This window comes from Rhodoflexus caldus, from assembly GCF_021206925.1.
Classification (GTDB): domain Bacteria; phylum Bacteroidota; class Bacteroidia; order Cytophagales; family Thermoflexibacteraceae; genus Rhodoflexus; species Rhodoflexus caldus.
In genome coordinates this window covers 435,355-449,211 of the sequence record NZ_JAJPRF010000003.1, presented here as the reverse complement: position 1 = coordinate 449,211, position 13,857 = coordinate 435,355, and the positions used below count along the sequence as shown (strand labels likewise).

15 protein-coding genes are annotated in these 13,857 nt (G+C 42.0%); 3 read left to right on the top strand and 12 right to left on the bottom strand.

The features are described from left to right. Positions 1-286: 286 nt before the first annotated feature. The 12 genes from NDK19_RS06275 to rpoB all read right to left on the bottom strand — a co-directional run bounded on the left by NDK19_RS06275 (position 287) and on the right by rpoB (position 10,878). Entirely contained in the window at positions 287-562 is a 276-nt protein-coding gene (locus tag NDK19_RS06275) for a hypothetical protein (RefSeq protein WP_250630997.1), read from the bottom strand. A 189-nt stretch (positions 563-751) separates the two neighbouring features. Next, on the bottom strand, positions 752-904 hold the full coding sequence (locus NDK19_RS06270; protein WP_250630996.1) for a hypothetical protein: 153 nt from the start codon (positions 902-904) through the stop codon (positions 752-754). Positions 905-1,018: 114 nt separating this feature from the next. Continuing rightward, positions 1,019-1,783, bottom strand: coding sequence for a GLPGLI family protein (locus NDK19_RS06265; RefSeq protein ID WP_250630995.1), 765 nt, complete (start codon positions 1,781-1,783; stop codon positions 1,019-1,021). A gap of 96 nt (positions 1,784-1,879) precedes the next feature. After that, positions 1,880-2,209: a hypothetical protein gene (locus NDK19_RS06260; protein ID WP_250630994.1), complete on the bottom strand. Its 330-nt coding sequence runs from the start codon at positions 2,207-2,209 to the stop codon at positions 1,880-1,882. Between the two features lie 202 nt (positions 2,210-2,411). Beyond that, positions 2,412-3,185 carry a GLPGLI family protein gene (locus NDK19_RS06255; RefSeq protein WP_250630993.1) on the bottom strand — a complete coding sequence of 258 codons (774 nt, stop codon included), beginning with the start codon at positions 3,183-3,185 and terminating at the stop codon, positions 2,412-2,414. Positions 3,186-3,270: 85 nt separating this feature from the next. Next, entirely contained in the window at positions 3,271-3,633 is a 363-nt protein-coding gene (locus NDK19_RS06250) for a hypothetical protein (RefSeq protein ID WP_250630992.1), read from the bottom strand. A 196-nt stretch (positions 3,634-3,829) separates the two neighbouring features. Beyond that, the gene (locus tag NDK19_RS06245; RefSeq protein ID WP_250630991.1) at positions 3,830-3,982 is read right to left on the bottom strand and encodes a hypothetical protein; all 153 of its coding nucleotides are present in this window, start codon (positions 3,980-3,982) and stop codon (positions 3,830-3,832) included. Between the two features lie 106 nt (positions 3,983-4,088). Continuing rightward, positions 4,089-4,826, bottom strand: coding sequence for a GLPGLI family protein (locus tag NDK19_RS06240; protein ID WP_250630990.1), 738 nt, complete (start codon positions 4,824-4,826; stop codon positions 4,089-4,091). Positions 4,827-4,892: 66 nt separating this feature from the next. Further along, on the bottom strand, positions 4,893-5,144 hold the full coding sequence (locus NDK19_RS06235; RefSeq protein WP_250630989.1) for a hypothetical protein: 252 nt from the start codon (positions 5,142-5,144) through the stop codon (positions 4,893-4,895). 362 nt (positions 5,145-5,506) lie between these two features. Then, positions 5,507-6,223: a GLPGLI family protein gene (locus NDK19_RS06230; protein ID WP_250630988.1), complete on the bottom strand. Its 717-nt coding sequence runs from the start codon at positions 6,221-6,223 to the stop codon at positions 5,507-5,509. A gap of 69 nt (positions 6,224-6,292) precedes the next feature. Next, on the bottom strand, positions 6,293-6,499 hold the full coding sequence (locus tag NDK19_RS06225; protein ID WP_250630987.1) for a hypothetical protein: 207 nt from the start codon (positions 6,497-6,499) through the stop codon (positions 6,293-6,295). Between the two features lie 506 nt (positions 6,500-7,005). After that, complete coding sequence (rpoB, locus tag NDK19_RS06220; RefSeq protein WP_250630986.1) at positions 7,006-10,878, bottom strand: DNA-directed RNA polymerase subunit beta; 3,873 nt, start codon at positions 10,876-10,878, stop codon at positions 7,006-7,008. Between the two features lie 272 nt (positions 10,879-11,150). Here rpoB and NDK19_RS06215 point away from each other — a divergent pair, with 272 nt between their 5' ends. The 3 genes from NDK19_RS06215 (at position 11,151) to NDK19_RS06205 (ending at position 13,855) form a co-directional block, all read left to right on the top strand. After that, on the top strand, positions 11,151-12,209 hold the full coding sequence (locus tag NDK19_RS06215; protein ID WP_250630985.1) for a hypothetical protein: 1,059 nt from the start codon (positions 11,151-11,153) through the stop codon (positions 12,207-12,209). Between the two features lie 67 nt (positions 12,210-12,276). After that, positions 12,277-13,299: an ABC transporter ATP-binding protein gene (locus tag NDK19_RS06210; protein ID WP_250630984.1), complete on the top strand. Its 1,023-nt coding sequence runs from the start codon at positions 12,277-12,279 to the stop codon at positions 13,297-13,299. Between the two features lie 34 nt (positions 13,300-13,333). After that, positions 13,334-13,855, top strand: a complete 522-nt coding sequence (locus NDK19_RS06205) for a hypothetical protein (RefSeq protein ID WP_250630983.1) — start codon at positions 13,334-13,336, stop codon at positions 13,853-13,855. Positions 13,856-13,857: the final 2 nt, after the last annotated feature.

Below are 13,857 nucleotides of genomic sequence, written 5' to 3'. Positions count from 1 at the left end.
GATTAGAAGCAGAGTGAAGCAAAAAGAGCAGATATTAGAAAATTTCCAATTAACCGCAGGCTTACATAATTACAAGTTGAAATTTTCAATCAATTGATTTTCAGTATTTTAACTTCCAAAAGGTCTATTATTTAAATAACAATCATTATCCTTAAATAACTAAATTAATTACTATAAGTAAGTGAGCAATTTAAAATACAGCATCATCTTTAGGATGCACGATTCCTATAGTCTAAAAATCAAATACTTGACATCCTTTGAAAGGATACTATATTTTGTGCACTACTTAAATAAAATAACAATCTGTTTTTGTCACTTTTGCAGAACTTGTGCAATCAGGACTAATTGTAACCTTTAACTTTATGTCACAATGCAATGTGGCTGGCAAGTCCTCTAAAACAAAAACCTCTACATCAAACGAGGCGGCTGCGTCATAAGTACCTGGAAGACAGTCGCCAATCCTAACTTTCTTAGGCGCACTTGCACCTGTAGATTCCGGTGTAACCAACACTGCCATAGCAAACACCGCCATAGCAGCCATCATTTTAATCATCTTTTTCATTTTGTTTTAGGTTTAGATTAAAGATGACGCAATAAATAAATAAGCAGATAAGTAAATTATCGGTAGTATTTTTTTTCATATACCCACTTTTAATGGTTAATTAGCTTAACTATTGTGGATATGATGGTGCTTGCAACATGTAAAGGCTAAATAAGCAACCATGTAATAACCATAAATATGCCGGATGATTTAGTTATCGTTCTTTACTGGCTTAGGTCTTTTTTCCTCTGCTACTTTTTTCAACGACTCAAACAAATCACCCTCAGCTACTAAGCGACTATCTGTCCAGCGCTTAATTTCAGGGTTTTCAATGTGGAAATTTTCGTTTGGACTCCTCCACATATTCTACCCTGACAGATTGGGCAAAGAGAGGGGTGGCTAATAAAGACAGTAGCGTAGCAAGAAATAACAATTTTGCTTGTTTCATGATAAAATAAAACGCTGAATAGAAATATTTTACTTGTTCTTTTTCATCATCTGTTCCTTAAATGATTCGGAGAATAACTCAGAAATTCGTTGCTTGAATGTATTTGGATCAAGCAGCTCGCCCTTAACAAGCGTTTCCATATTAAATGGCTCAATAAATTGTATTCTTTCCGCTTCACAAATAACCTGCTCTGTTTCAACTTTTAAGATGAGTCCGGGAAGTCCATGAAAAGCAGATGGGCCACCTGTAATAGGAATCTCGTCAGTAAACCATGCTTCTACAACAGGCTTTTCCGGGTGGTTTCTAACAGCTTTCTTACAATTCATTCCTGCGATTACCGCACGCTCATTCGTAATCTCCCATTCATGTGTGTAAAGAGGGTTTTCCAAACGCGCTTTTTTATCACCTACCCGATATATCTGAATTGACTTCTGAGAGTCAAAATTCTTATACCAGTCCATCATGGTTACATTATGTATCATTGTCATGTTCAAAGAAGCACCCTGCTGATCTTCAAAGAGGAGTGGAGCTTTTTGAGGGGGATCTGATACTTCTTTGATCTGAGTCTTACTACCCAACTCCTCGTAGTAAGATTCATTTGTTGTTGCTCGCAAAATTGCTCTCTTATTCTTCAACATAGAGGCAGTTTCAGGCCGCATTTGACTAAGAATAGCATCTTTCAATACCTCGCGATATTCTACTTGGACACATTGAGCAGTCAATTTCTGAGCGTAACAAGACAGTCCAGAAGTAACAACCAATAAAAAAGCTGATAAAATTGATTTATAAATCATTTTTTAATTATTAGTAATATCAAACATAATAAGATAGCTGCTTGGTCTATTATTGATAAATAGTCAATAATAATCCAAGCATCAAAAAATAATTAATTAAATACAATCTGGTATTGACAGATAGTCTATAATTTCACAATTAGGCTTTACATGTCTGCCATAAACCTGTGTACAATCTCTAAAACCATAAGAGCCATCTATTTCTAGAACGAGAATTGAATAAGCCATTATAGTAATTTCCGTACTAGCCTGACAACCCTCTACCACTTTTTCCTTTACAAGCTTTATACTTTTAAATGGACTTGCCATTGATTTCAAATGCTTCTGTTTTGACATTGGCTTAGCTGACGCCTCTGCATGGTTGGAAAATAAGCCTACGGTAGCAAACACCGCCACAGCAACCATCATTTTAATCATCTTTTTCATTTTGTTTTAGGTTTAGATTAAAGATGATGCAATAAATAAATAAATAAATAAATAAGCAGATAAGCAAATTATCGGTAGTATTTTTTTCCATATACCCACTTTTAATGGTTAATTAGCTTAACTATTGTAGATATGATGGTGTTTGCAACATGTAAAGGCTAAATAAGTAACCATGCAACCAATATGATACTTACCAACTTGCTTAGTTTCCCGGCTTTACCTGCTTTCCACGCGCATTGCGCTCCATCTCGCTTGCCTGCATCAGTTTTTCCATCAATTTTTCCTGTGGAATTAGTTCGCTGTCCGCAGGTTTCTTGATATCAAAAGCATCAATGAAAGTAATTTTTTGTGCTGAAATAATCCTTTGAGGGGTCTCAACTCTTAAAATCAGCCCGGGTAATCCATGATACATATCAGGTCCATTAGCAATAGGTATATCATCGGTAAACCATGCTTCCACTGCAATACCATTTTTTGAGGTGGTTTGAGCCTTCTTGCAACGCATTCCGGCTATCGTAGCAGTATCTGCTGTAATCTTCCAATCATAAGTATAAATGGGCGACTCTATGTGAAATTTCTGATGCCCAATGTACATATATGATGTAGTTTGATTCGCTATCAATGATTTATATTCATTTGCTCTGTTCTTTGTCCAAATCTTTGAAGAGCGAACATTGGCTTGCTCCATATCTTTCAGAGGTAATTGCTGCAATAGTTCAGGCTTGATAGTTTTTACATCCAGCGTTTCGATAAATGACTTTTCACCAAGCGCTTCATACCAAGATAACTCTGCATCAGTTGTTAAAACTGTTTGCGTAAATCGCATGAAATCCATAGCAGCCTGACTGGTGCCAGGCTTAAACTCCCGTTTAGATACCTCTAAATATTCTACTCGCACAGATTGCGCACGTAGTAAAGGAATGACTCCTAGTAAAAAATAAAATATAAAAAAGCAAATACATTTTATATTATTCATAATATTTAAAATAAAAAATTATATAAAAATTAAATTACTCAAAGTACAATAGTTTAAATCAAACAGTAAACTATTGTACTTTTATCTACGCCTGGTAAACTTGATATATCATGCAGTCCCATTCTATCTCTGTTTGAATAGGCTTACAATTAGCATCATGTCCTTTAATACTTACCCCTGTACACTCCCAATGATGAAGAACACCGTTGTAATACACATCTCCTTCTGAAAAACTAATTTCAATCTCTGTTACTTTCTGACAATTACGCAGCGGAGTCGTAACTTTAGCTGTGGGTGAAATCGTTGTCTCTATTAAAATTTTAGCACTACCTGTTTCATTTACGATTAGGGATTTAATACTAGAAGATGCTTTAGATTCAAGAGGCATTACAACTGCCATCATAGCAAACACCGCCACAGCAACCATCATTTTAATCATCTTTTTCATTTTGTTTTAGGTTTAGATTAAAGATGATGCAATAAATAAATAAATAAATAAGCAGATAAGCAAATTATCGGTAGTATTTTTTTCCATATACCCACTTTTAATGGTTAATTAGCTTAACTATTGTAGATATGATGGTGTTTACAACATGTAAAGGCTAAATAAGCAACCATGTAATAACATAAATACGCCAGATGATTTAGTTATCGTTCTTTACTGGCTTAGATATTTTTTCTTCTGCTATTTTTTTCAACGACTCAAATAAATCACCTGCTGCTACTAAGCGACTATCTGTCCAGCGCTTAATTTCAGGGTTTTCAATGTGGAAATTTTCGTTTGGACTCCTCCACATGTTCTATCCTAACAGATTGGGCAAAGAGAGGGGGGGGCTAATAAAGACAGCAGCAGTGCAAGTGAAACGTGTTTTTATGATATAGACAACATAGAGACAAGGTGATTTAATTATCGGCTTTGGGTCTTTGGGATATGCGCTGCATGAGCTGTTCAGATGTTACGAGCTCCCCTTCTGTTGGCTTTTTGATGACAGGCGACGTTACAAACCGAACTTTATCTGCCGCAACAGAAAATACAGGCGTTTCTATTTTTAAAATCAAGCCGGGCAATCCGTGAAACGAACCAGGACCACTGGAAATAGGAATTTCATCAGTAAACCATGCCTCTACGGGCAATTGTGGCTGCATAGTAGTCATAGTCGTTGCTTTTTTGCATATCAGACCTGCAATAGTAGCAACCTCATTTGTAATCGTCCAGTTATATGCAGGCAATACCTCTTCTATACGGAAAACATGCGCCACAGAACGGTACATTAATACCAGCGATTGCTCCTTAAACGACTTATAGGTGTCATTTAAAGACTTCCTGTAAACTTTCTCCGATTGGATAGAAGTTATTTCTTCTTGTTTCAGTGGCAGATTGGCAGGTAAATCTTTGTTGGTAGTAGATTTTTTCTCAGTAAAAACCATTTCCCCCAATTCCTGATACCATGAAACATCATTGGTTGCCTGTAAAACGGCACGAGTAGTGAATAAAAATTTCAGGGCAGCATCGCTCATATCAGCACGCGCCTTCTGAGGTATGTTTTTCACCTGTTGGATGTAAGTTACCTCAACGGCCTGCGCAATACAGAACTGTACAATCAGGCAACATAAAAACGATAATACTATACTTTTTCTCATTGTCAGTAATTCTCATTTATGAAACCATGCTCTGTCATTCATATGCAGATAGCATGAACTTTGTCATTACATCGGTACACAATCAATTTGAGACCATTTCTGTCTGCTACAATCAGCCTTAACAACTTCAATAGAGTGCTCTACACAAGACCATAGCATAAGAAATTGCCCATACGAGAAAAAAGTGTAGTCTATATATTCTCTAATTGTAATTTCTGTTGAAGGAATACAGCCTTCAATAATCATCTTAGGAGTGTTGGCAGCAGTTGATACAAACAACACCGCCACCGCAGCCATCATTCTAATCATGTTTTTCATCTGTTTTTGAATTTAGGTTAAACATGATGCAATAAATAAATAAATAAATAAGCAGATAAGCAAATTATCGGTAGTATTTTTTTTCATCTACCCACTTTTAATGGTTAATTAACTTAACTATTGTAGATATGATGGTGTTTGCAACATATAAAGACTAAATAAGTAACCATGTAATAACCATAAATACGCCAGATGATTTAGTTATCGTTCCTTATTGGCTTAGATCTTTTTCTTCTGCCGCCTTTTTCAACCAATAGTTTTGATAACTATTAACTGGCATAGATTTTTCTTAATATCCTCTCCGTCGTACCTCTGTTGATACTTCTCTGATACGTTGGCGTAAATGCTCCTGTCTGACAAGCTCACCATCTACGGGTTTTTTTGATTACAGGCGGCTCAGTAAACTGTATCTTATCTGCTGTAATCGTGTACTGAGAGGTTTCAATTTTTAGAATCAGCCCGGGCAGCCCATGAAAAACAGACGGGCCGTTTGAGATAGCAATATCATCTGTAAACCATGCTTCTACCGAAATAGGCTGCTCTCTCATAACGGTTGTAGCTTTTTGGCAATTCATGCCTGCAATAACAGTTCTTTCATTCGTCAATACCCAGTTATAGCCATGTAGGCTTGTTTCGGAACGAAGCTTCTGATTACCAATGAGATATACCGATACTTGCAATCTGTCAGCAAAAAACTTGAATAACTGCTGATTAGCTACACTATAGCTCTCTTTTACTTCCTGCCCTGCCAATATTTTAGGGTTAATCGCTTCATCCTTCTCTGTTGCTTTTCTCTTGGATTGAAAAGTCCCCTTGGGTACAGTTTTGTAAACTGAATGAGCCGAAGTACTTTCCAAAATATTCTCGTGGGTGCGGATAAATTCTTTACCGAGCTTTGCAGGATCAGAGGCTATCTGTTTGCTTACATGGCTATATGTTACCCGCACAGCCTTTATGGGTGGTTGTGGGTAGAAGGCTACGGCAAATAACCGGCAAATAATTATGATGAAGTAAAACATAGGATAAATATTTTTTCTACAAACTGAGGCCATAAAAAATTTACCCCAGTTTGCAAGCATTAAAGAGTACAGGTTGTATCAACAGTAATATCTACAGTGCAATCAGCATTAATCCGCCATGAATAAATATCAACTTTCTATAAACTCAATCTCATCAATTAGGATTCGTTCCTCCCTAAACACCACATCACCAAGACCGGAACTGGTTTCACAGTCACTATACGTATTATGTACAATCTTCTCTTCAGGAACTCCTGCGCCCGTAGATTCCGGTGTAACCAACACTGCCATAGCAAACACCGCCACAGCAACCATCATTTTCATCATGTTTTTCATCTGTTTTCGAATTTAGGTTAAACATGATGTAATAAATAAATAAATAAGCAGATAAGCAAATTATCGGTAGTATTTTTTTCATATATCCACTTTTAATGATTAATTTATTTAACTATTACAGCTAAGATGGTATTTATAACATAAAAAGTTGAAATAAAAGACCATATAACAACATCATACTTACCAATTGGCTTAATTTGCCGCCTTTACCTGCTTCCCATTAGTATTGCACTATATTTCGCTTGCCTGCATCAGTTTTTCTATCAATTTTTTCCTGTGGAATTAGTTTACTGTCCACAAATCTCTTGATATTTACGCGAAGTAAGACATTGAAAATCAGCAGTCTATGATTTTAGCTATCAAAAAATCCCTATCAAACATATGCGACACGATTCAATTTGTTTACCTATTTAGCAGCAGTATATGTAATCAATCTATCATACAAACAAAAACAGCCTCCTGCTTTTCGCAGAAGGCTGTTTTACAGTAGTTTATATTACTGTCAGTTAGTCCATCGTAACTTCCAGTGCCAGACCACGCAATTCGTGAATCAATACGTTGAACGATTCAGGAATATTCGGCTTGGACATATTTTCACCTTTTACAATGCACTCATAGGCTTTCGCACGTCCGGCAACATCGTCAGATTTAATGGTCAGAATTTCCTGCAAAATATTGGATGCACCGAAGGCTTCCAATGCCCACACTTCCATCTCGCCAAAACGTTGTCCACCGAATTGTGCTTTACCACCCAGAGGCTGTTGCGTAATGAGTGAGTACGGGCCGATAGAGCGTGCGTGCATTTTATCATCTACTAAGTGCCCCAGTTTCAGCATGTAGATAACTCCAACAGTAACTTTCTGGTCAAAGGGTTCACCCGTGAGACCATCGTACAGCACGGTGCGCCCCCAAGAAGGCAACCCTGCTTCGGCCAATTCTTTCTGTACTTCTTCTTCTGTTGCTCCGTCAAAGATAGGTGTTGCATATTTGCGCCCTAAAATTGAACCGGCCCAACCAAGAACGGTTTCGTAAATCTGACCGATGTTCATACGGGAAGGTACACCCAGTGGGTTCAGTACAATATCCACAGGTTTACCGTTCTCTAAGAAAGGCATGTCTTCTTCACGGACGATGCGCGCAACCACACCTTTGTTACCGTGGCGACCGGCCATTTTATCGCCTACTTTCAACTTGCGCTTTTTGGCAATATAAACCTTAGCCAACTGCACAATGCCCGCGGGCAATTCGTCGCCTACTTCAAGAGTAAAGCGGTCGCGCTTGAACGTACCCGTAATTTCGTTGCGTTTGATGTTGTAATTTTTCACCAATTTGGCAATCAGGCCATTGATGCGCTCATCGTCTGTCCATCCGTCCAAGTTGATATCGGCAATCAGGTTTGCTTCCTCGGGTACGTTGTAGTTGCTTTCATCGCGATAGGCATTCTTTGGCGGGAACAGATTGCTTTCAATGTTCGCACGGGTAAACTTCATGCCTTTGGCAATAATTTCATCGCCAAACTTATGATAAACACCTCTGCTGGTTTTACCGTCCAGCAGTGAGAACATCTTGTCAATCATTTCGGCACGCAATGCCAGCAACTGTTTGCTGTACTTCGCTTTAAGCGCTTCTACATCGCGCTTCATACGGGCACGCACGTCTTTATCCTTTTTCGGACGCGTAAACAGTTTTGTATCAATTACTACACCGCGCATGGAAGGAGGCGCTTTCATAGATGCATCTTTCACATCACCGGCTTTGTCTCCGAAGATGGCACGCAGCAGTTTTTCTTCCGGTGTCGGGTCGGTTTCACCTTTGGGCGTAATTTTACCAATCAGGATATCGCCTTCTTTCACCTCTGCGCCTACGCGAATGATACCGTTTTCGTCCAGATTTTTAACAGCTTCCTCGCTCACGTTCGGAATTTCGGAAGTCAGTTCTTCCTCTCCGCGTTTGGTATCGCGCACTTCCAATTCAAACTCTTCTATATGAATGGAAGTAAAGATATCTTCGCGAACTACTTTTTCGGAAATAACAATCGCGTCTTCAAAGTTGTAACCCTGCCAAGGCATGAATGCCACATTCAGGTTGCGCCCCAGTGCAAGTTCTCCGTTATTGGTTGCATAACCTTCACACAGCACCTGCCCTTTGGTAACGCGCTGTCCTTTTTTAACAATCGGTTTCAGGTTGATGCAGGTATCTTGGTTGGTTCGGCGGAACTTGGTCAGCTTGTAAGTTGTCAGGTTACCTTCAAAACTTGCCAGCAGGTCATCGTCGGAAAGGTCGTAACGGATGACAATTTTATTGGCATCCACGTAGTCCACTACGCCATCGCCTTCGGCCACAACCAATGTGCGTGAGTCAATTGCCACGCGCTTTTCAAGACCTGTACCCACAATCGGTGCTTCGGGGCGCAGCAGCGGCACAGCCTGACGCTGCATGTTTGAACCCATCAGCGCACGGTTCGCGTCGTCATGCTCCAAGAACGGAATCAGCGAAGCCGCCACCGATACGATTTGGTTAGGAGCAACGTCTATATAGGTCAATTCGGTAGGCTCTACAATCGGGAAGTCGCCTTCAAAACGGGCTTTCACGCGGTCAATCTCAAATTCGCCGTTGGCATTCACCGCTGCGTTGGCCTGTGCGATGTAGTGATTATCCTCTTCTTCTGCCGTCAGGTACACCACGTGGCTGTCGTCAATGTCTACCTTGCCGCCTTGTACTTTGCGGTAAGGGGTTTCAATGAAGCCCATGGAGTTTACTTTGGCGTGTACGCAAAGCGACGAAATCAGACCGATATTCGGGCCTTCCGGTGTTTCAATGGTACACAGGCGGCCGTAGTGGGTATAGTGAACGTCGCGCACCTCAAAACCTGCACGCTCGCGGCTCAAACCACCGGGGCCGAGAGCAGACATGCGGCGTTTGTGAGTAATTTCTGCCAGCGGGTTGGTCTGATCCATGAACTGGCTCAATTGGTTGGTGCCAAAGAACGAGTTAATCACAGAAGACAGCGTACGTGCATTAATCAAATCTACGGGTTTGAAGTCTTCGTTGTCGCGCACGTTCATGCGTTCTTTAATAGTACGCGCCATACGTGCCAAACCTACGCCAAATTGTGCATACAACTGCTCGCCCACTGTGCGGACACGGCGGTTGCTCAGGTGGTCAATATCATCAACAATCGCTTTTGAGTTAATCAGCGTGATGAGATACTTAATAATTTCAATGATATCTTCCTTAGTCAGCACGCGCACATCCATGCTTGTACTGAGGTTCAACTTCTTGTTGATGCGGTAACGGCCAACTTCGCCTAAATCATAGCGCTTGTCGCTGAAAAACAGGCTTTGGATGATTTCACGAGCGGTTGCCTCATCGGGAGCTTCCGTATTGCGCAACTGGCGATAAATCTGCTCAACTGCCTCTTTCTCGGAGTTGGACGTATCTTTTTGAAGCGTATTGTAAATAATGGCGTAGTCAAACGCATTGATGTCTTCGCGGTGGAGAATAACGGAAGACACGCCTGAGTCAAGGATGAGGTCAATATCTTCTGCTTCCAAGATGTGCTCGCGCTCAAATATCACATCGTGGCGCATGATATTGTACAACTCGTCGGTTTCTTCGTCGGTGAAGTCTTCGTACCATGTTTTCAGCACCCTTGCCGCCAATTTGCGCCCAACGGCCAATTGCAGGTTTTCGCGGGTGGCAGGTACTTCTTCCGACAGACCGAAGATATCCAGAATATCTTTATCTGAACCGTAGCCGATGGCACGGAGCAGGGTAGTTACCGGGAATTTCTTCTTACGGTCAATGTAGGCATACATGACGTTGTTCACGTCTGTTGCAAACTCAATCCACGAACCCTTGAACGGAATGATACGGGCAGAGTACAACTTCGTACCGTTCGTATGCTTGCTTTGCGCAAAGAATACGCCGGGCGAACGGTGCAACTGCGATACAATAACGCGCTCGGCACCGTTAATGACAAACGAACCGCGAGGAGTCATGTAAGGAATATTTCCTAAGAACACTTCCTGCTCGATGGTTTCAAAGTCCTCGTTGTCCTTATCGTTGCATGAAAGGCGCAACTTGGCTTTGAGCGGCACATTGTAGCTCAGTCCGCGGTCAATACACTCGTCAATTGAGTACTTGGGCGGGTCTACCAAGTAGTCAATAAATTCCAGCACAAAATTTTCGCGGGAGTCTGAAATAGGAAAGTTTTCTTTGAATACTTTGAACAACCCTTCGTGCTGACGTTTCTCGGCAGGGGTTTCTAATTGGAAGAAATCCTTAAAGGACTGCAACTGCACGTCAAGAAAGTCCGGATACTCCAAATGATGATTTATGGAAGAGAAGTTGATTCTTCCGTCAATGACTTTAGCCAAAGTATTTCAGGTTTTTATGGTGAACAACTATTATTTGCCTGGTTAGCAGCGACTACCCAACAGATGTAGCTTCTGTTATATAGCCGCTTTGAATCCGCAAATTTAGGTCAAAAAAAAATTTGTTCAAAAATTAGCTGTACAATTCTTGCGCAGAAAAATTTTTTCTTACCTTCGCAAAAGCATTTCTTGCTGTAAATGAATTAAATACATACCTTTACTTAAAGAAATAATTTCACTGTCATTGTATCCCCAATTTTAACCCCCTTTTGCTTATGAATAACAAAGGAACTGTGGCAGCCGTGATAGCTGTCCTTTTGGCAACCACACTGATTGCCGGTGCAATATGGGTCAACCGAACCAACACCGAGCGTGACCAGAAAGCCTTGAAAGAATTGCGCTCCGATTTGGATGAGCTTGCCTCCCGCTATGATGCCGAAATTAATAACACACAAGGCGGCTTCCCCTATCCGAATGCCGATTCGGTACGCGTAGAACTTGCACAGCTTGCCGAAGCCGTGAATGCCGACAGAAGTATTTTATCGGGCAAACCCAACGAAGCTGCTGCCAAATTAGAACAGATTCGCGCCAATAAGATACAGTATGAGCGTCGTTTGAACGATATTATCGCCTCTCGCGACCGCAGCGTCGGCAATTACATCGGCGACCTGAAAAGCCAGTTGGCAAAAACCAAAGCCGACTTGGACGAAGCCATGAAGAAAAACCGCAGCCTGAGCGGACAATTGAGCAAAACCATCAAGCTGTTTAAAGGTGCACAGAAAGAATTGGAAGCCCTCAAAGCAGAAAAAGCTCGCTTTGACCAAATGTATCAGGAGCAGAGCGCTATTCTGTTGAAACTTGACAGCGTAGTAGCCGAAAACGAAAAACTTCGCGATGCGCTGGCTGCTGCTGAGGCCATCATTAAACAACAAGAGGAGCAAATTCGCACCATGCAGGCACGCACCTCTACCTCTGTGGCCAAACGCGTGTACGATTTCAGAGCTAAATACCTGTTCAAGCGCGGCTTAGGCAAAGACTACGACGTAGAACTGAAAGGACAAACACACAATGCCGGCCGTGTGGATAAAATCACCGTTACTTTCCGCATTGGCGAGCAAATGTTTGATGAAGGTGCAGACCGCACACTTTATATCACCCTGTATCGCAACGGTCAGCCTTACCGCTTCATCAACACTGCGGTTACACCTGCTGCCAACGGTATGGTAACACGCGAATTTGATATCAAACCTAAGTTAGAAACAGGTAAATATACGTTCCGCGTTACTTACCAAAACCAACAGGTAATGGACGACTACAATTTTGAAATCAAGTAAAGCATAACCAAAATTTTTTACAGCAAGCCCTGAGGACTGTCCTTAGGGCTTGTTTACATACGGCTTTATGATACTGCTGCAAAGTGAGGAACTCAGCATCGGCTACTCCGGCAACCCTTTGCTCAAAGGGCTGAATCTGACTTTGCCGGCCGGTACGCTCACTATTTTGCTGGGGCGCAATGGCGGCGGAAAATCCACCCTGATACGCACGCTCGCCGGCTTGTTGCCTGCACTCGGCGGCACAATACGCACCGAAACAGGAACTGTTTCGCCCCAAGCGAACCATGAGTGGCTGGCACGCCAAATAGCAGTTGTGCTAACCGAACGGCCGCATACGCAATTTATGTCGGGCTATGAGCTCGTTGCATTGGGTAGAGCGCCTTATACCGGCTGGACGGGCAGGCTAACCCCCCACGACCACCAACTGATTGAACAGGCATTACAAATCACCCATGCAACCGACCTTCAAAATTGTCTGATTGAAGAATTGAGCGACGGGCAATGCCAAAAACTCATGATAGCTCGCGCACTTGCACAGGACACCCCCGTTCTGCTGTTAGACGAGCCTCTGGCACATTTAGACCTTGCCAACAGTGCCTTGCTGCTCAACAGCCTCGCGGCGTATGCAAAAACAAACGGCAAAGCCATTTTGCTCAGCTCGCACCATATTGAGTTGGCTATCCATACAGCCGATTTTTTATGGTTGATAGACCACGACAACTTATTGCACGGCAACCTGCCGGAACAGTTGGTTCTTGAAGACAAAATCGGCCATATCTTCTCGGGCTCACATGTGTTCTTCAATCGTTATACCGGGCATTTCAACTTCCCGATGCCGACTACAAGCCGAGTATTACATGCAGACCTGCGTTTGTCGGAGACCTGTTCTTATTGGCTGACAAAAGCCTTAGCCAAAAGAGGTATTCAACTGTGGCAGGCGGCCGATTCCCAATGGAAAATCGGGCAGACACCCGACCACATGCCCTACTACACTTGGCAATATGAGAACGAAAGCGGACACACCGATATGGCAGGCATTGTACAATTGCTGGCAGATTATGCACAAAAGCAGCCGCTTACAAATTTTTAATTAACTTGTCTTACCAATTCAAAATCAGAACAACATGGACTCCCAATTCAACAGTTTTTTGGAGCGCATCAAAGACAGCCTTTCGCGCATGACCACGCTCGATATCAAAACCATTGTCGGCGATTTTAAGCTCGACAGCAAGGAAAACGTACAGCCCGCAGGCGGTGAATACCTCATTCTGGAAAGCCGCATCAATATGCTCATGGGCGATATCACCGTGCGCATGAGTCAGGAACTGACCACCTCGCGCTATGACTGGGTGCGACAATTCCACAAAGAGAAAGAAGCGCACGGCTATCAGGTCATTCAGAACAATATTGCTACAATTCTTTCATTGGTAAACATGTACCAACAGTTGCAAGGCAATGCGCCGCTTAATATCAATTTGCCGCCTCCGGCCTATGGCGGCAGCAATATTACCCAACCCGATATGAGCAGCAGCAGTCTGTCGGCCGCCAATGACAGTTTTACTGCTTTGAGCAGCAGTTTTTCCAACGAAATTGTTACAGACAACAACCCCGGGTTTGTTATCAACCCCAACGAAGACGCTCAATAATT

What these genes read in the sequence shown, in the direction of transcription:
- NDK19_RS06275 (WP_250630997.1), bottom strand. Translation starts at nt 562, where the DNA reads ATGAAAAAGATGATTAAAATGATGGCTGCTATGGCGGTGTTTGCTATG.
- NDK19_RS06270 (WP_250630996.1), bottom strand. Translation starts at nt 904, where the DNA reads ATGTGGAGGAGTCCAAACGAAAATTTCCACATTGAAAACCCTGAAATT.
- NDK19_RS06265 (WP_250630995.1), bottom strand. Translation starts at nt 1,783, where the DNA reads ATGATTTATAAATCAATTTTATCAGCTTTTTTATTGGTTGTTACTTCT.
- NDK19_RS06260 (WP_250630994.1), bottom strand. Translation starts at nt 2,209, where the DNA reads ATGAAAAAGATGATTAAAATGATGGTTGCTGTGGCGGTGTTTGCTACC.
- NDK19_RS06255 (WP_250630993.1), bottom strand. Translation starts at nt 3,185, where the DNA reads ATGAATAATATAAAATGTATTTGCTTTTTTATATTTTATTTTTTACTA.
- NDK19_RS06250 (WP_250630992.1), bottom strand. Translation starts at nt 3,633, where the DNA reads ATGAAAAAGATGATTAAAATGATGGTTGCTGTGGCGGTGTTTGCTATG.
- NDK19_RS06245 (WP_250630991.1), bottom strand. Translation starts at nt 3,982, where the DNA reads ATGTGGAGGAGTCCAAACGAAAATTTCCACATTGAAAACCCTGAAATT.
- NDK19_RS06240 (WP_250630990.1), bottom strand. Translation starts at nt 4,826, where the DNA reads ATGAGAAAAAGTATAGTATTATCGTTTTTATGTTGCCTGATTGTACAG.
- NDK19_RS06235 (WP_250630989.1), bottom strand. Translation starts at nt 5,144, where the DNA reads ATGAAAAACATGATTAGAATGATGGCTGCGGTGGCGGTGTTGTTTGTA.
- NDK19_RS06230 (WP_250630988.1), bottom strand. Translation starts at nt 6,223, where the DNA reads ATGCTTGCAAACTGGGGTAAATTTTTTATGGCCTCAGTTTGTAGAAAA.
- NDK19_RS06225 (WP_250630987.1), bottom strand. Translation starts at nt 6,499, where the DNA reads ATGAAAAACATGATGAAAATGATGGTTGCTGTGGCGGTGTTTGCTATG.
- NDK19_RS06215 (WP_250630985.1), top strand. Translation starts at nt 11,151, where the DNA reads ATGAATAACAAAGGAACTGTGGCAGCCGTGATAGCTGTCCTTTTGGCA.
- NDK19_RS06210 (WP_250630984.1), top strand. Translation starts at nt 12,277, where the DNA reads ATGATACTGCTGCAAAGTGAGGAACTCAGCATCGGCTACTCCGGCAAC.
- NDK19_RS06205 (WP_250630983.1), top strand. Translation starts at nt 13,334, where the DNA reads ATGGACTCCCAATTCAACAGTTTTTTGGAGCGCATCAAAGACAGCCTT.